Source organism: Streptomyces sp. NPDC058662 (genome assembly GCF_042716255.1).
Taxonomy (GTDB): Bacteria; Actinomycetota; Actinomycetes; order Streptomycetales; family Streptomycetaceae; genus Streptomyces.
Window position 1 is genome coordinate 1 of record NZ_JBHXRU010000128.1, and the last position, 14,592, is coordinate 14,592.

The window sequence follows — 14,592 nt, forward strand, 5'->3', positions numbered from 1 at the left end:
GCGCTCGGCCGGCCCCGCCCCCGCCCGTCTCACGGGGTCGCCGTCAGTTGGCACCGTTCTGGTCGGTGTCGGAGTCGTTCGCGTCGGACGCGGTGACCTTGCCCGTCTTCGGGTCGACCTGGCCGTCCCAGGTGCTGCCGTCGGAGCCGCGGACCTCGACGTGCCAGGAGGCACTGCCGTCGTCGTCGTCCCACTCGACGGTCCAGACCGCGCCGGGGTGGGCGGCCACGGCCGCCTTGACCGCCTCGTCGGCCGTGACCTCGGCGGCGAGCAGCTCCTTGTGCTCGGCGGCGTCCTGGCCGGTGTCGCGGTCCCGTTCGGTGACCGTGCCGTCGGCCGCCACCTCCAGCTCGACGTGGGTCCTGCCGTCCTTGCTGATCACATCGGCGTGCCAGACGGTGCCGTCCTTGTCGAGGGACTCGACGACGCCCGGGAAGTGCTTCAGGGCCGCCGCCGAGGCCTCCTCGGCGGTGTCCGCGGCGGGGAGTACGGCGACGGCGGTCACGGCTCTCGCCGTGTCGGCGGGCGCCGCCGCGGCGGCCGCCACCGGTCCTCCCAGCGCCAGGACGACGGACGCGGCTGTGGAGACGTAGACGTTGCGCTTCATGGCTGGACCTCCTCGGGCCGGCCAGGGCCGCACACGGATGTCCGACGGCGGCCGGCTTTGGGCGGGTACCTGCCCCATTCTGCGGCCGACCGTCGTCCGGGGCGCGCCGAGCGCCCGCCGTCAGACCTTGCCGCGGTTGTTGCGCAGGTGCTCCGCCACCGGGTGCAGGGAGGCGCGCAGCGCCGCCAGGGCCTCCGGCGGCAGCAGGTCGATGAAGTGCCGGCGGACGGACGCCACGTGGTGCGGGGCGACCTTGCGCATGGTGTCCATGCCCGCGTCGGTGAGGACCGCGTACAGGCCGCGGCGGTCGGACTCGCAGTTCTCGCGGCGGACCAGGCCCGCCGTCTCCATGCGGGTGATCTGGTGCGACAGTCGGCTCTTGGACTGCAGGGTCGCGGTCGCGAGGTCGCTCATGCGCATCCGGTGGTCCGCGGACTCCGAGAGGTTCACGAGGATCTCGTAGTCGTTGTTGGTGAGTCCGAAGGGCTGGAGGTCCTTTTCCAGCTGGTGCATCAGCAGTCTGCTGACGTCCAGGTGGGTGCGCCAGGCGCACTGCTCGGCGTCGGTCAGCCAGGGGGTGTCCCCGGACGGGGTCCGGGGTGCGGCGGCCGTGTCGGTCTCCATGGTCTCCATGAGTGAACTCTACCTAAGAAGTTGAATTGCGTACAAAAGATCGGAGGTGGTTCGGCCTCACAGTCCGAAACGGCGCTGGAGGTCGCCCAGCTGCCCCGGCATCCGCGGAACGGCCGGGGAGCCGTGCCCCTGCGCCTGGTGGCCGACGCCCGGAACACCCGGCTCCGCGCCGATCGTCCCCACCGCATGCTCCGCCATCAGCGCCTCCGACGACTGGAGCAGCACCGTCCCGGCTCCCACGAACTCGAACTGGTGCTCCTCGCCGGAGGCACCCCCGAGGCCGGTCAGCGAACGCAGCCCGCCCATCACGCCGGACATGTAGCCGTGGTCGTAGTGGTGGCACGGGGAGGGGCAGTCCGCCCACCCGACCAGCGCCTGCGGGTCCACGCGCAGCGGCGGCTCCATGAACACCACCGGTCCGTTGGACGCGGCGACGAACTTCCCGGTTCCGATCAGCGTCAGGAACCCCGGGACGATCGACTGCTTGAGCGCCAGGGTCGGCTGGTACGCGAGCAGGTTGCCCGACCGGATCGTCAGGTTCCCCTTGTCCAGGTCGAAGGAGTTCACGTCGAAGGCCCGGTCGGCCAGCAGCATCTTGCCCTGCCCCTCGGCCACCACCCAGTCGCCGGCGTGCAGCGGCGAGTGGAAGCTGGTGCGCAGCAGCCGGTCGAAGCGGCCGTGGCCGATGCCGTTGAACTCGATGCTCCCGTAGTACGAGATCATCTTGCCCTTCTGCAGGAACCACTGGCTCCCCTTGAGCTCCACGCAGAAGGTGTAGGCGTTCACGTTGTCGTCGGAGGGCAGGGTGTACGGGTCGAAGACCACCGGGCCGCCGGGGCCGCCCGTCACGGGACCGAAGTTCACAGCTTCTCCTCCGAGGCCTGTACGTACACCGCGCCCTGGCCGGACAGCTCCAGCTGGAACGCCTCACCGGAGCCGCGCCCGACCATGTCCCGCCAGCCGACCGCCGCCGAGAGCTTGTTGCGCACCTCGCCGTGGTGGGCGACGTACGCCTGCGGGTCCACGTGGACCGGTCGCTGCGGGGTGATGGGGAGCTCGACGACCCCGCCGTGGGCCATCACGGCCACCGCGCCGTGACCCTTGAGGGTGGTGGTGAACAGGCCCTGACCGGTCACCTGGCCGCGCACCATGCCCATGACCCCGCCCTGCGAGCCCATGAACATCGTGCCCTGCTGGAGGGTGCCGTCGAAGGCGAGGAGCCGGTCGGCCTCGACGTAGAGCGTCTCGCCGGACAGGTTGATCACCTGGATGTGGTGTCCGCCGTGGCCGAACATCACGGTGCCGCTGCCCTCGACCGTCATCAGCGGGGTCTGCTCGTTCGCCACCCGGCGGCCGATCATGCCCATCACCCCGCCCTGGCCACCGGTCAGGCTGGGGGTGAAGGACACCTCGCCGCGGTAGGCGAGCATCGCCCCGCGCTGGCTGTACATCTTCTGCCCCGGGACGACCTGGGCCTCGACCATCTTCGAGTTGATCTCGCGGAACGGCATCAGACGTCGCCCCCGACCGTGCTGCGCTCGCTGGGCTGCACGTACACCAGGCCCTCGCCCTCGAAGCGGATCTGGAACGCCTCGCCGGAGCCCTCACCGATCAGCGTGCGGAAGTTCACGCCGGACTGGAAGGACTGCCGGAGGTCGCCGGTGTGCGCGACGTACGCCCCCGGGTCGACGGAGAGCGGGTACTGCGCGCTGACCCGCAGCACCACGGCCGGACCGTCCGACAGGACCGCCGCCCGGCCGGAGCCCTCGACGGTCGTGGTGAACAGGCCGTTGCCCGTCGAGGCGCCGCGCAGGCCGGTGAAGGTGGTGCCGGTGCGCAGGGAGGCGTCGGCGCACAGCAGGTTGCTGGCCTCGACGTGGAGCTTCTCGCCGCGCAGGTCGACGAGATTGATCTCGCCGGCGCGGTCGGCGAAGAAGCAGGTGCCGTGCCCCTGTACCTCCATCACACTCATCTGCTCGCCGGTCAGGCGCCGGGTCACCATCCCCCGCAGGCCTTCACCGCCGCCGGACATCTTCTTGAAGGCCATCTGCCCGTCGTACGCGACCATGGAGCCGTTCTTCGCTTTGACGGCGTCCCCGGTCAGGTCGACGGCGAGCACCTTGCTGCCTTGGAGTCGGAACTGAGCCACGGGAAGACGGTATCGGCAGCGGGCGGGCCCGAACAGAGTCCTGTGGCCGGATTTATGCCACACCGGGCCGGTACGGGCGCCGATGCGGGGGTCGGTCCGGCCGTGCGACCGGGGGCCGGGTCAAGATCGCGCAAAGCGGCTGAGACACTGGACCGGACCCCTGCCGCCACGACCGAAGGCTCCTCGTGGACATCAAGACCGCCTCCGCACTGCACCGGCTCCGCCTCGTCTCCGTACCCGAGGCCCTGTCGTTCCCGGCCCTGCTGATCTTCGGATCGCTGCTGAGCCGGATCTCGGACATCGACTACCTGATGATGCCGCTCGGCATCCTGCACGGGTTCCTGTTCGTCGTCTACGCGGTCTTCCTGCTGGATGTCTGGAACCGGGCGAAGTGGCCGTTCAAGAAGGTCCTCCTCTTCTTCGTGCTCGCGATGCTGCCCTTCGGCGGGCTGTACGGCGACAAGCTGCTCAAGCGCGAGGAGGCCGACAGTGTGATCGCGGCCCGCGCGCGGGTGGCGGCGGACGCGTGATCGTCGCGTTCTCCGTGACCCCGCTGGGAGTCGGCGAGGAGGTCGGCGAGTACGTCGCCGACGCGGTGCGCGTCGTCCGGGAGTCCGGTCTGCCCAACCGCACCGACGCCATGTTCACCACCCTTGAGGGCGAAAGAGCATAGCTCTGAGGCTATAGAAGAGCCCCGCCCGGCTGTCATGCTCGCCGTCGCCGGACGGGGCCGTTTCGGGGTCGTCTCTCCTCAGCGGGAGGACGGCAGCCGAAGGGCTTCGGCCATCTGCTCCACCACGTCGGCCCGGATCATCCCCAGGTGTACGTAAGGGGTGCCGTTGTGGGTCACGACGGGCCGCACGGTGCTCCATGTCGTCTCGGGTGCATCGAGGGCAGCCAGGGCGGCCACGAGGGCTTCCCGGGCGTCCGTGGCCCGTGTGTGTGCGTCCCGCCACGTCTGCATGTCCATCACGCGGCCACCGTCTCACCGGGGCACTCGTCGGTGTTGGCGTGCCGGTAGAACACGACGGGCGGCCCGGATGCACGGCCCTCATGTCCCCGGCGGACGGGCTCAAGAGGTTCGATCACCTTCTTGCACTCGGAACAGCGCGCACCCTTCGGCGCGTACGTCAGGTACTCCCAGACCTCTGCCTCTGTGGCTTTGTCCGTCACCGTGTCACTCATCGCGCACCCCTTCGCCGCCCTGCTGTGTCCTTGATCGTGCCGCCGGTCGCCGGGACGGAGGAACCTCGTACGTTTGCCACTTTGGGACGTCCCACGGCATGTAGAACGTCCCTATGGGCAACGAGCGGTTAAGGGCCGTGATGGCATCGGGTGGGTGGACGCATGCAGCGTTGGCGACTGCCACGGGAGTGGACCCGAAGAGCGTCGAGCGGTGGGTGAACCTCGGGCGCACTCCCCGGCGGGCAACGGCACTCAGGGCCGCTGAGACGTTGGGCGAGGATGTTCACGCGCTCTGGCCGGCTCTCAGGCAGGCACGCGCCGCGCGGGCCGTCAGCCCGGAACTCGTCGCACTGTACGACCAGCGCGCAGACCTCCCCGTATCCGTCTTCGTGGATCTCCTCGCAACAGCGCGGGAGCGCATCGACGTGTTGGTCTACGCGGCCGTGTTCCTCCACGAGGCGTATCCCCGGATGAACGATCTCCTGCGGGAGCGGGCTGCGGATGGCTGCGCGGTCCGTATCGCAGTCGGTGACGCGGACAGCGAGAACGTCCAGCATCGCGGACAGGAGGAGAGGTTCGGGCACGGCATCGAATCCCGCTGCCGCCTCGCCCTCATGCACTACCGCCCGTTGCTCGATGTGCCGGGGATCGAACTGCGCACGCACGGGACGACCCTCTACAACAGCTTGTATCGAGCTGATGATCAGGCGTTGGTCAATGCCCACGTCTGGGGCGTGAACGCGTACGGCGCGCCGGTATGGCACCTTCGTCGCAACGGCAACGGGGGCATGTTCGACACCTACGCGGACAGCTTCAGCGCTGTGTGGGAGACCGCCAGACCCGTGGAGGGGTGACGCATGGCACGGACCGAGTACTACGACGATCCACACGCGCCCGAGCCGAACAGCATGGTCGTTGCCGCCTCAGCGGTGGTCACCGATGACAGTGGCCGCATCCTGCTTCAACGGCGTCGGGACAACGATCTGTGGGCACTTCCCGGCGGGGGCATGGACATGGGCGACTCGTTGCCCGGTACTGCCGTCCGGGAGGTGAAGGAGGAAACCGGTCTCGACGTCGAGATCACGGGACTCGTCGGCACGTACACCGACCCCCGGCACATCATCGAGTACAGCGACGGGGAGGTACGGCGACAGTTCAACGTCTGCTTCACGGCGCGCATCGTCGGCGGCACCCTGGCCATCTCCGACGAGAGCACGGAACTGCGGTTCGTTGAGCCGGCTGCCCTTGACTCCCTGGCCATGCACCACACGCAGCGGTTGCGTTTGATGCACTTCCTTGAGCACCGCCCTGCGCCCTACCTGGGGTAGCGCCCTCCCCCCCCCGGTTCCGGACAGCAGAAAGGCCGTCCACCACAGCGGGTAGACGGTCTCTCGGAGGTACGGGCTACTTGCTCTCGTCCAGCGCCCGGTACAGCGTCGCGCGTTACACCCCGAGGGCCTTGGCAATGGCCGTGACGCTCTCGCCCTTGGCCTTCCGGGCCTTGGCCGCAGCGAGCTTGTCCGCGTCCATCACGGCTGCCTTAATCCCCTCCCACCCCAGATCAGGGGTCACCATGCTGTCAGATTGTGTTGTCAGAGGTGCTCTCTTTCTGATGAGTGGGACGAGGTGATGGACGTCGTCCGGCGTGCGGTGGCCGCCGTGGAGGCACGGGCACCCCGGGTGTCCTTCATCCTCAAGGCCGACATCCGGCCCGGAGTCACCGACGGCATCACCTCCAAGACGGAGACGATCGAGCGGCACCTCGCCGACGGTTGACGCGCTCACACGGCGTGTACGTGCACATCGGTCGGACTCGGCACCGACAGGTATGCGGTGATGTCCTCCGGATCGCTGGTGAAGATCACCGCACTGCCGCTTCCCGCGTCCGTGGTCCGGAACGCGCACCGCGCGCACGGGTGGCCTCGCGCGGCGTACCCCGGAGGGCGGCCCGGTGGTGGTGACCGGACGCCTTCGGGTCGCCCGGAGGGCCGAGGAGTGAGACGGGGCACACCGCCAAATGACCGCCCGGTAGGGTCGGGTCGTGCCCAAGCCGCTCAGCCTTCCCTTCGACCCCATCGCCCGCGCGGACGAGCTCTGGCAGCAACGCTGGGGGCCCGTTCCCTCGATGGCCGCCATCACCTCGATCATGCGCGCGCACCAGATCCTGCTCGGTGAGGTGGACGCGGTGGTCAAGCCGTACGGACTGACGTTCGCGCGGTACGAGGCGCTGGTGCTGCTCACCTTCTCCAAGGCCGGTGAGCTGCCCATGTCGAAGATCGGTGAGCGGCTGATGGTGCACCCCACGTCGGTGACGAACACCGTGGACCGGTTGGTGCGGTCCGGACTCGTCGACAAGCGGCCCAACCCCAACGACGGCCGCGGCACCCTCGCCTCCATCACGGACAAGGGCCGCGAGGTCGTCGAGGCGGCGACCCGGGACCTGATGGAGATCGACTTCGGGCTCGGCGCGTACGACTCCGAGGAGTGCGCGGAGATCTTCGCCCTGCTGCGCCCGCTGCGGGTGGCCGCCGCCGACTTCGAGGAGTAGGCCGCCCGCGGAGGCGGCCCCCGTCAAGATCGCGCAAAACGGACGGTTAGGCTCTGGGGCATGAAGAAGAGCGTGCTGACCCGCTACCGGGTGCTGGCCTATGTCACCGCCGTCATGCTGCTGGTGCTGTGCACCTGCATGGTGTTCAAGTACGGCTTCGACATGGGCGCCGACCTGACCTTCGTGGTGTCCCAGGCCCACGGTGTGCTCTTCATGATCTACCTGGTCTTCGCCTTCGACCTCAGCTCCAAGGCGCGGTGGTCCTTCGGCAAGATGCTCTGGGTCATGGTCTCCGGAACCATTCCGCTCGCGGCCTTCTTCGTCGAGCGCAAGGTCCGCGCCGAGGTCGAGCCGCTGGTCAGCGGCGGTCTGGCCACCGCGAAGGCCTGACCGCCAATACTCCCCGGGGACGACTCCCCGGGGTTGCCCATCGACATTTACTAGGACGTCCTAGTAAATTCATGGGTATGGACGCTGACGCCATCGAGGAGGGCCGCCGCCGCTGGCAGGCCCGTTACGACAAGGCCCGCAAGCGCGAGGCCGATTTCACCACGCTCTCCGGCGATGCCGTCGATCCGGTCTACGGGCCCCGGCCCGGGGACGCGTACGAGGGCTTCGAGCGCATCGGGTGGCCGGGGGAGTACCCCTACACCCGGGGCCTGCACGCCACCGGGTACCGGGGGCGGACCTGGACGATCCGGCAGTTCGCCGGCTTCGGGAACGCCGAGCAGACCAACGAGCGCTACAAGATGATCCTCGCCGCCGGCGGCGGCGGGCTCTCCGTCGCCTTCGACATGCCGACCCTGATGGGGCGCGACTCCGACGACCCCCGCGCCCTGGGCGAGGTGGGGCACTGCGGGGTCGCCATCGACTCGGCCGCCGACATGGAGATCCTGTTCAAGGACATCCCGCTCGGCGACGTCACCACGTCGATGACGATCTCGGGCCCCGCCGTGCCGGCCTTCTGCATGTACCTGGTCGCCGCCGAGCGGCAGGGTGTCGACCCCGCCGTGCTCAACGGCACGCTCCAGACCGACATCTTCAAGGAGTACATCGCCCAGAAGGAGTGGCTCTTCGAGCCCGAACCGCACCTGCGCCTCATCGGCGACCTGATGGAGTACTGCGCGAAGGGCATCCCGGCCTACAAGCCGCTGTCCGTCTCCGGCTACCACATCCGCGAGGCCGGGGCCACGGCCGCGCAGGAGCTCGCGTACACCCTCGCCGACGGGTTCGGCTACGTGGAGCTCGGCCTCTCGCGCGGCATGGACGTGGACGTCTTCGCGCCGGGCCTCTCCTTCTTCTTCGACGCGCACCTCGACTTCTTTGAGGAGATCGCCAAGTTCCGCGCCGCCCGCCGGATCTGGGCGCGCTGGATGAAGGAGGTCTACGGCGCCAAGAGCGAGAAGTCGATGTGGCTGCGCTTCCACACCCAGACCGCCGGGGTCTCGCTCACCGCCCAGCAGCCGTACAACAACGTCGTGCGCACCGCCGTGGAAGCCCTCGCGGCCGTCCTCGGCGGCACGAACTCGCTGCACACCAACGCCCTCGACGAGACGCTCGCACTGCCGAGCGAGCAGGCCGCCGAGATCGCGCTGCGCACGCAGCAGGTGCTGATGGAGGAGACCGGCGTCGCCAACGTGGCGGACCCCCTGGGCGGTTCCTGGTTCGTCGAGCAGCTCACCGACCGCATCGAGGCGGAGGCCGAGAAGATCTTCGACCAGATCAAGGAGCGCGGGCTGCGGGCCCACCCGGACGGGCAGCACCCCATCGGTCCGATCACCTCCGGCATCCTGCGCGGTATCGAGGACGGCTGGTTCACCGGCGAGATCGCCGAGTCGGCCTTCCAGTACCAGCGGTCCCTGGAGAAGGGCGACAAGCGGGTCGTCGGCGTCAACGTCCACCACGGCTCGGTCACCGGGGACCTGGAGATCCTCCGGGTCAGCCACGAGGTGGAGCGCGTGCAGGTGGAGGAGCTGGCCGCCCGCAAGGGCCGCCGCGACGACGCCGCGGTGGAGACCGCCCTCAAGGCGATGCTGACGGCGGCGCGGGACGGGTCGAACATGATCCCGGCCATGCTGGACGCGGTCCGGGCCGAGGCCACGATGGGCGAGATCTGCAACGTCCTGCGCGAGGAGTGGGGCACGTACACCGAACCGCCCGGCTTCTGAGCCCGGGCGGGACCGGGGCCGGTCGGGCGTCCGTACGGGGCGCCCGGCCGGCCCTCGCCGCGCCCGCCGGCCCCCGCCGCGCTCAGGCGGCCGCCGGGCCGCCCCGCAGGCCGTGCATCAGCAGGGCCGTGAAGTTGGCCACCCAGAACTCGTCCACGGGTTCCGCACTGACCAGGGCGCGGTGCACGACCGTGCCCGCGATCACATCGAAGATCAGGTCCGTGGTGTGGTCGGCGACGGCCTCGTCCTCCTCGTACGGGAGTTCGCCGCGGGCCTGCGCGCGTTCGCGACCCAGTACGACGAGACGTTTCTGCCGGTCCACGATGGCCGACCGGATCCGGTCGCGCAGGGCCTCGTCCCGGGTCGATTCCGCGACCACCGCCATCAGGGCCGTACGGGCTTCCGGCCGCCGCAGCAGCTCCGCGAAGCGCAGCACCACGTACTCGATGTCGGCTTCGAGGGAGCCCCGGTCCGGCAGTTCGAGGGAGTCGAAGAGCTCCGCCACCGCGTCCACGACCAGTTCGCTCTTGCCGGCCCAGCGCCGATAGAGGGTGGTCTTGGCGACCCCGGCCCGCGCCGACACGTCGCCCATCGTCAGCTTCGACCAGCCCAGCTCGACCAGCGCGTCCCGCGTCGCCGCGAGGATGGCCGCGTCCGCAGCGGCGCTGCGGGGGCGGCCGGTACGGCCGGGCGGGGCGCCGCTGCCTGGGCTGGGGTTGCGCATGGCCGAGACCATACCCGCCGGTAGCCGGACGGCCGGGTCCCTCGCCGGTGTGGTTCAGATCACGGGGCGCGGAGTGGGCCGGACGAGTTACGCTACGGCTCGTAGCGTAAGAGCGACAACCACGCGAAAGGCTACTGGCGCCAGGTGGGGACCCGGCGCCGCCCGCATCACCGGTCGCGGCAGCACGCAATTCACGCGATCTTTTTCGTCGGCGCGCGCACTCGGGGGAGGATGTACGCATGCAGCCCAGAAACATGTCCATGAGCGGCGTCGTCGACCTCGCCGCTGTGAAGGCGGCCGGCGAGGCCAAGGCCAAGGCCGAGCAGGCACGCGCCGCATCGGCACGGCAGGCCGAGCAGGGCGGCGCCCCCGCCGCCGGCGCTGTGCCGCCGTCCGCGCTCGTCTTCGACGTAGACGAGGCCGGTTTCGAACGTGACGTACTCCAGCTCTCCGCCGAGGTCCCGGTCGTCCTGGACTTCTGGGCCGAGTGGTGCGAGCCCTGCAAGCAGCTGAGCCCGCTGCTGGAGCGCCTGGTCGTCGAGGCCAACGGCCGACTGGTCCTGGCGAAGATCGATGTCGACGCCAACAAGACGCTGATGCAGCAGTTCGGCATCCAGGGGATCCCGGCGGTCTTCGCCGTCGTCGCCGGGCAGGCGCTGCCGCTCTTCCAGGGCGTGGTGCCCGAGCAGCAGATCCGCAGCACCCTCGCCGAGCTGGTCCAGGTCGCCGAGGAGCGCTTCGGGCTGATCGGCATCGAGGTGGACCCGAACGCCGAGGCGCCGGACGCCGCGGCCGCGGCCGAGATCCCGGCCGGCCCCCACGACGCGCTGCTGGAGGCGGCCGTCGTCGCGCTGGACGCGGGCGACCTGGCCGGCGCCGTGCGGGCGTACCAGAACGTACTCGTGGACGACCCGGCCAACACGGAGGCCAAGCTCGGCCTCGCCCAGGCGGAACTGCTGACCCGGGTGCGGGACATGGACCCGCAGGCGGTGCGCGCCGCCGCGGCCGAGAGCCCGCGCGACCCGGCGGCCCAGATCGCCGCCGCCGACCTGGACCTGGTCGGCGGACACGTGGAGGACGCCTTCGGGCGCCTGGTGGACACCGTCCGGGTGACTGCGGGTGACGAGCGCAACGCCGTACGACTGCGGCTGCTGGAGCTGTTCGAGGTCATCGGCGCGGACGACCCGCGGGTCGCGGCCGCGCGTACGGCGCTCGCCCGGGTTCTCTTCTAGGGCCCGGGTCGGACCGGGTTCCCGGGCACCGGCGGACCGCCGGCGATTTGTTGACACCGAGATAAACAGCGGCCGCGCTTTGCCAAAACTTGGCAATCGCGGCCGCTGTTACTCGTAGTAAGCCGAACTCCGTGAACTGTCCGGAGTGTTCGCTCTTCCGCCGTTTCGTCGTGGCCCTCGGTGACACCCTGTGTTGCTGCCCGACGGCGGGGGGTCGTACCCCGGTTATCTTGCCGTTACCCGCCAGTAACGAACCCCCTTGTGCCCCGGCCGGTAATGGACCACGATCGGCGACGCTCGGTCCTTCCCGCAGCGCCGCTCATCCGGAGCCGCGGTGGAGGGTCCCCACCGAGCCGGCCTGTGGCAGTGGCACCGGCCGTGGGACAGGGGGGTCTCCGCCGCACCGGCGGGGCCTGTCCTCCAGGTTGCGCGAACGCGTGGCCCAGTGGTTGTCGCTCGGGGGTGATCGCCGGTGTATCGGACGTGGCACAGCCGCGGCCCGGCCGCCTGCGCTTCTTCCCGAGGACGTAGCACTTCTCCCATCCCAGGACGGGCACGGCCCGGACCGGAGATGTACGTCCGAGAAGGAGGAACGAAAATGAGTTCTCAGGTTCGTGGTGGGACCAGATGGAAGCGCTTCGCGCTCGTCATGGTGCCGAGCATCGCGGCCACGGCCGCGGTCGGTGTGGGTCTGGCGCAGGGCGCTCTCGCGGCGTCCTTCAGCGTCTCCGGCCAGGACTTCAAGGTCTCGGCCGACAAGCTCGACGGTGACAACCTCATTCAGTACGGCGGTATCGCCGAGGGGCACGACCTCAAGGGCAACCCGCAGCACCACCCGGTCACCATCTCCGGGTTCAGTCACGCGGAAATCACCAACATGTGCCAGTCGCTGGTCACCCCGACGCCGCTGGGCAACATCACCCTGCAGCTGAGGACCGGTCACAAGGGCAAGCCGGCCGTCGCCGACAACATCTACCTCGATGTTGCCGAGCTCGACACCGACGCCGAGTTCAAGAACCTGGACATCGGTATCGCGGTCGGTGACAAGAGCCACAAGACCAAGCCGCAGGCCGGCACGGTCGCCAGCCCGTACGCGTTCTCGCAGCGCGCGGACAAGGCGATCCTGACCAACGTCCGGCAGAAGGCCTGGGCGACGACGGCGGGCACGTTCAAGCTGCCCGACCTGAAGCTGCGCCTGCTCAGCGGCGACCAGCCGTGCTACCAGGACGCCAAGTAACCCGTCCCGGTGCGTGACCGGAGGGGCGGTCGGTGGCGCGAGCCGTCGCCGACCGCCCCTCCGGGCTCCACAGAGTTCTCCGTACCACCGTTTCCAGGGAGCTGTTGTCCATGAACCCCCAGGCCCCGGTTTACGTTCGCGCAGAAGACGACGCCTGGCTCACCGTGGTGTATTACCACTTCCGTGCCTGGCGCGGGCGCCGCCCCTTCTGGGCGGGGCTGTTCACGTTTGTCGGCGGCTTCCCGATCGCGTACTTCCCGTACGCGGACCTGCGGCTGGGGAACCTCAGTCTCGCCATGGCCACCACCGGTGGCGCCGGCGCGCTGATCATCGGCGTCCTGCTGATCACGCTGGGCCTGGCCCTCTGGTTCCAGCAGGCCATCCGCGTCTTCGCCGGGGTCGCCTCGATCCTGCTGGCCCTGGTGTCCCTGCCGGTGTCCAACCTCGGCGGCTTCGGGCTGGGCTTCGTACCCGCCCTCATCGGCGGCGCTCTCGCGCTGTCGTGGGTTCCCGGGCAGGCGGCGGACGAGGAGCCGGCCGACAGGCGGGCGCTCCCCGCGCACGAGGCTCCCGAGGCGCAGCCGGCGCACGAGGCGTACCAGCAGCCGGTCGGTCTGACCAAGGCGCAGGCGATGGCGGGCACCCCGGGCATCCCGGGACCGCGCGAGACGGAAACGGCACACGCGAGCGAGACGACTGCCCACGCCGATGGCGGGAGGAACAGTGCGGGGTGACGAGACGCAGCGGGGCGTGGCCCCAGGCGCAGAGTCCCGTGAGAGCAAGGGGCCGCGGCACGCGGCACCCAGGAAGTCGCTGCTGAACAAGCTCCAGATACCCGTCGGCAAGACGATGGCGCTGGCGGCGATGCCGACGGCCGTGTTCGTCGGCATGGGTATGGCGCCGAAGCTGGCCGTGGCCGACGAGAAGGACATCCCCTTCGCGCCGGGACCGTGCGTGACGCGGTCCGACGACCCGGAGGACAGCAAGAAGACGGAGTCGCCGAAGCCGTCGAAGACTCCTTCGCCGGGCACCTCGCCCAGCGCGACTCCCACACCGTCCGCTTCGGCAGCGGTGAAGCCGAAGCCCACTACGAGCCCGACGGCGACCCGGCCCACGGCCGAGAAGCCCGCGGAGAAGCCCGAGCCGCAGACGGCCCCGAGCACCACGCCGCCGGCGGTCGAGAAGCCGAACCCCCTGGACCCGCTGGGAGTCGGCGACAAGATCGAGACGTTCCTGGACGAACTCGGCAAGCCCCTCAGGGACGCGCGCACCACGACCGATCCGGCGCCCGCGCCCACCCCGAGCGGTGCGCAGACCCCGGACCCGGCCGCGGAGGCGATCCGCGAGGCGGCGAAGCAGGTCGGCACCGAGGTGTCCGAGCTGTCCGAGGAGGTCAAGAACACCGCGAAGACCCCGAAGGACGAGACCGGCACCGCGACGGACCCGTCCGACAAGGCCGAGGAGAAGGACGCCGAGGACGCCGACAAGGCCGAGGACGGCGAGGACAAGGACGCCGACTCCGGCAAGGGCGCGGACGGGAAGGAACCCTTCCCGTGCCCGACCTACGACGCCGAGGCCCTGGCCGACGCCGAACTGGAGCAGGGCATCCCGCTCCTGCCGGACGAGCCCTGGTACCTCGACAGCTCGCTGCTGACCCTGTACGGCCTGGACTACCACGGCATCGTCGAGGTGAAGACGGCGAGCGGCAAGGTCAAGAAGGTCCTGAAGTTCACGGCGGACTCGCTGGACATCAAGGACCTCTACCAGACGGTCGGCAAGGGCGGGAACGTCGCGCACCTGAAGTCCCGTCCGGGGTCCACGTCCAAGATCCGCGGCGGCACGGTGACCATGTACACCGAAAGCCTCAAGGGCAAGCTCTTCGGAATGATCCCGATCGAGTTCACCCCCAACAGCCCGCCGCCGCTGAATGTGCCGTTCGCGTTCTTCTCGGACGTCCAGGTCGTCCAGGCCGGCCAGTTCGGCGGCACGCTCACCGTCCCGGGCCTCAAGAACTACATCGGCCCGGCCGAGTAGCCGGCCGCTGCCGCCCCGCCGCGCACGGCGGGGCGGACAGCACGGCGCCGAGGGCGGCACCCCGCGTCACTGCGG

19 protein-coding genes and 2 pseudogenes are annotated in these 14,592 nt (G+C 69.8%); 12 read left to right on the forward strand and 9 right to left on the reverse strand.

Annotated elements, in window-relative coordinates; genetic code table 11:
• Positions 1-43: 43 nt before the first annotated feature.
• From ACFWUQ_RS28530 to ACFWUQ_RS28550, 5 genes are all read right to left on the reverse strand, one after another.
• Positions 44-607, reverse strand: a complete 564-nt coding sequence (locus ACFWUQ_RS28530; RefSeq protein WP_384543742.1) for a PepSY domain-containing protein — start codon at positions 605-607, stop codon at positions 44-46.
• A gap of 120 nt (positions 608-727) precedes the next feature.
• Positions 728-1,231, reverse strand: a complete 504-nt coding sequence (locus ACFWUQ_RS28535; protein ID WP_384543776.1) for a MarR family winged helix-turn-helix transcriptional regulator — start codon at positions 1,229-1,231, stop codon at positions 728-730.
• Between the two features lie 66 nt (positions 1,232-1,297).
• Complete coding sequence (locus ACFWUQ_RS28540; RefSeq protein ID WP_384543778.1) at positions 1,298-2,089, reverse strand: AIM24 family protein; 792 nt, start codon at positions 2,087-2,089, stop codon at positions 1,298-1,300.
• An 11-nt stretch (positions 2,090-2,100) separates the two neighbouring features.
• Positions 2,101-2,751, reverse strand: coding sequence for an AIM24 family protein (locus ACFWUQ_RS28545; RefSeq protein ID WP_384543744.1), 651 nt, complete (start codon positions 2,749-2,751; stop codon positions 2,101-2,103).
• On the reverse strand, positions 2,751-3,389 hold the full coding sequence (locus ACFWUQ_RS28550) for an AIM24 family protein (RefSeq protein ID WP_384543746.1): 639 nt from the start codon (positions 3,387-3,389) through the stop codon (positions 2,751-2,753). The genes ACFWUQ_RS28545 and ACFWUQ_RS28550 overlap by 1 nt, the downstream gene beginning before the upstream one ends.
• 185 nt (positions 3,390-3,574) lie before the next feature.
• Here ACFWUQ_RS28550 and ACFWUQ_RS28555 point away from each other — a divergent pair, with 185 nt between their 5' ends.
• Positions 3,575-3,919 carry a DUF3817 domain-containing protein gene (locus tag ACFWUQ_RS28555; RefSeq protein ID WP_384543748.1) on the forward strand — a complete coding sequence of 115 codons (345 nt, stop codon included), beginning with the start codon at positions 3,575-3,577 and terminating at the stop codon, positions 3,917-3,919.
• Positions 3,916-4,053: pseudogene (locus tag ACFWUQ_RS28560) on the forward strand (MTH1187 family thiamine-binding protein); the annotation flags it as partial. The gene ACFWUQ_RS28555 and the pseudogene ACFWUQ_RS28560, both read left to right, overlap by 4 nt.
• An 87-nt stretch (positions 4,054-4,140) precedes the next feature.
• Here the strand turns inward: ACFWUQ_RS28560 and ACFWUQ_RS28565 are convergent.
• Both ACFWUQ_RS28565 and ACFWUQ_RS28570 read right to left on the reverse strand, forming a co-directional pair.
• The gene (locus ACFWUQ_RS28565; protein WP_384543750.1) at positions 4,141-4,359 is read right to left on the reverse strand and encodes a hypothetical protein; all 219 of its coding nucleotides are present in this window, start codon (positions 4,357-4,359) and stop codon (positions 4,141-4,143) included.
• A complete protein-coding gene (locus tag ACFWUQ_RS28570; protein WP_384543752.1) occupies positions 4,359-4,574 on the reverse strand; it encodes a hypothetical protein in 216 nt (71 codons plus the stop codon). Before ACFWUQ_RS28570 ends, ACFWUQ_RS28565 begins: the two co-directional genes overlap by 1 nt.
• 113 nt (positions 4,575-4,687) lie before the next feature.
• On the opposite strand from ACFWUQ_RS28570, the gene ACFWUQ_RS28575 reads away from it, so the two are divergent.
• Positions 4,688-5,428, forward strand: a complete 741-nt coding sequence (locus ACFWUQ_RS28575) for an XRE family transcriptional regulator (protein ID WP_384543754.1) — start codon at positions 4,688-4,690, stop codon at positions 5,426-5,428.
• 3 nt (positions 5,429-5,431) lie between these two features.
• Entirely contained in the window at positions 5,432-5,902 is a 471-nt protein-coding gene (locus ACFWUQ_RS28580) for an NUDIX domain-containing protein (protein WP_384543756.1), read from the forward strand.
• 115 nt (positions 5,903-6,017) lie between these two features.
• On the opposite strand, the gene ACFWUQ_RS28585 is transcribed toward ACFWUQ_RS28580, so the two are convergent.
• The gene (locus ACFWUQ_RS28585) at positions 6,018-6,149 is read right to left on the reverse strand and encodes a hypothetical protein (protein WP_384543758.1); all 132 of its coding nucleotides are present in this window, start codon (positions 6,147-6,149) and stop codon (positions 6,018-6,020) included.
• 27 nt (positions 6,150-6,176) lie between these two features.
• Between ACFWUQ_RS28585 and ACFWUQ_RS28590 the strand changes: the two are divergent.
• The 4 genes and pseudogenes from ACFWUQ_RS28590 to ACFWUQ_RS28605 all read left to right on the forward strand — a co-directional run.
• Positions 6,177-6,350, forward strand: a pseudogene (locus tag ACFWUQ_RS28590) (thiamine-binding protein); the annotation flags it as partial.
• A gap of 265 nt (positions 6,351-6,615) precedes the next feature.
• Positions 6,616-7,122, forward strand: coding sequence for a MarR family winged helix-turn-helix transcriptional regulator (locus tag ACFWUQ_RS28595; protein ID WP_384543760.1), 507 nt, complete (start codon positions 6,616-6,618; stop codon positions 7,120-7,122).
• A gap of 60 nt (positions 7,123-7,182) precedes the next feature.
• Positions 7,183-7,512, forward strand: a complete 330-nt coding sequence (locus ACFWUQ_RS28600; protein ID WP_384543762.1) for a DUF3817 domain-containing protein — start codon at positions 7,183-7,185, stop codon at positions 7,510-7,512.
• A gap of 77 nt (positions 7,513-7,589) precedes the next feature.
• Complete coding sequence (locus ACFWUQ_RS28605; RefSeq protein WP_384543764.1) at positions 7,590-9,290, forward strand: methylmalonyl-CoA mutase; 1,701 nt, start codon at positions 7,590-7,592, stop codon at positions 9,288-9,290.
• 82 nt (positions 9,291-9,372) lie between these two features.
• Here the strand turns inward: ACFWUQ_RS28605 and ACFWUQ_RS28610 are convergent, their stop codons facing one another.
• Positions 9,373-10,014 (reverse strand): TetR/AcrR family transcriptional regulator, encoded by a 642-nt coding sequence (locus tag ACFWUQ_RS28610; RefSeq protein ID WP_384543766.1) that lies wholly within the window; start codon positions 10,012-10,014, stop codon positions 9,373-9,375.
• A gap of 239 nt (positions 10,015-10,253) precedes the next feature.
• Between ACFWUQ_RS28610 and ACFWUQ_RS28615 the strand changes: the two genes are divergently transcribed.
• From ACFWUQ_RS28615 to ACFWUQ_RS28630, 4 genes are all read left to right on the forward strand, one after another.
• Entirely contained in the window at positions 10,254-11,246 is a 993-nt protein-coding gene (locus ACFWUQ_RS28615) for a tetratricopeptide repeat protein (protein WP_384543768.1), read from the forward strand.
• Between the two features lie 598 nt (positions 11,247-11,844).
• Positions 11,845-12,483: a DUF6230 family protein gene (locus ACFWUQ_RS28620; RefSeq protein WP_384543770.1), complete on the forward strand. Its 639-nt coding sequence runs from the start codon at positions 11,845-11,847 to the stop codon at positions 12,481-12,483.
• Positions 12,484-12,593: 110 nt separating this feature from the next.
• On the forward strand, positions 12,594-13,217 hold the full coding sequence (locus ACFWUQ_RS28625; RefSeq protein ID WP_384543772.1) for a DUF6114 domain-containing protein: 624 nt from the start codon (positions 12,594-12,596) through the stop codon (positions 13,215-13,217).
• On the forward strand, positions 13,207-14,517 hold the full coding sequence (locus tag ACFWUQ_RS28630) for a hypothetical protein (protein WP_384543774.1): 1,311 nt from the start codon (positions 13,207-13,209) through the stop codon (positions 14,515-14,517). Before ACFWUQ_RS28625 ends, ACFWUQ_RS28630 begins: the two co-directional genes overlap by 11 nt.
• Positions 14,518-14,592: the final 75 nt, after the last annotated feature.

What these genes read in the sequence shown, in the direction of transcription:
- ACFWUQ_RS28530 (WP_384543742.1), bottom strand. Translation starts at nt 607, where the DNA reads ATGAAGCGCAACGTCTACGTCTCCACAGCCGCGTCCGTCGTCCTGGCG.
- ACFWUQ_RS28535 (WP_384543776.1), bottom strand. Translation starts at nt 1,231, where the DNA reads ATGGAGACCGACACGGCCGCCGCACCCCGGACCCCGTCCGGGGACACC.
- ACFWUQ_RS28545 (WP_384543744.1), bottom strand. Translation starts at nt 2,751, where the DNA reads ATGCCGTTCCGCGAGATCAACTCGAAGATGGTCGAGGCCCAGGTCGTC.
- ACFWUQ_RS28565 (WP_384543750.1), bottom strand. Translation starts at nt 4,359, where the DNA reads ATGGACATGCAGACGTGGCGGGACGCACACACACGGGCCACGGACGCC.
- ACFWUQ_RS28570 (WP_384543752.1), bottom strand. Translation starts at nt 4,574, where the DNA reads ATGAGTGACACGGTGACGGACAAAGCCACAGAGGCAGAGGTCTGGGAG.
- ACFWUQ_RS28575 (WP_384543754.1), top strand. Translation starts at nt 4,688, where the DNA reads ATGGGCAACGAGCGGTTAAGGGCCGTGATGGCATCGGGTGGGTGGACG.
- ACFWUQ_RS28580 (WP_384543756.1), top strand. Translation starts at nt 5,432, where the DNA reads ATGGCACGGACCGAGTACTACGACGATCCACACGCGCCCGAGCCGAAC.
- ACFWUQ_RS28585 (WP_384543758.1), bottom strand. Translation starts at nt 6,149, where the DNA reads ATGGTGACCCCTGATCTGGGGTGGGAGGGGATTAAGGCAGCCGTGATG.
- ACFWUQ_RS28600 (WP_384543762.1), top strand. Translation starts at nt 7,183, where the DNA reads ATGAAGAAGAGCGTGCTGACCCGCTACCGGGTGCTGGCCTATGTCACC.
- ACFWUQ_RS28605 (WP_384543764.1), top strand. Translation starts at nt 7,590, where the DNA reads ATGGACGCTGACGCCATCGAGGAGGGCCGCCGCCGCTGGCAGGCCCGT.
- ACFWUQ_RS28610 (WP_384543766.1), bottom strand. Translation starts at nt 10,014, where the DNA reads ATGCGCAACCCCAGCCCAGGCAGCGGCGCCCCGCCCGGCCGTACCGGC.
- ACFWUQ_RS28615 (WP_384543768.1), top strand. Translation starts at nt 10,254, where the DNA reads ATGCAGCCCAGAAACATGTCCATGAGCGGCGTCGTCGACCTCGCCGCT.
- ACFWUQ_RS28620 (WP_384543770.1), top strand. Translation starts at nt 11,845, where the DNA reads ATGAGTTCTCAGGTTCGTGGTGGGACCAGATGGAAGCGCTTCGCGCTC.
- ACFWUQ_RS28625 (WP_384543772.1), top strand. Translation starts at nt 12,594, where the DNA reads ATGAACCCCCAGGCCCCGGTTTACGTTCGCGCAGAAGACGACGCCTGG.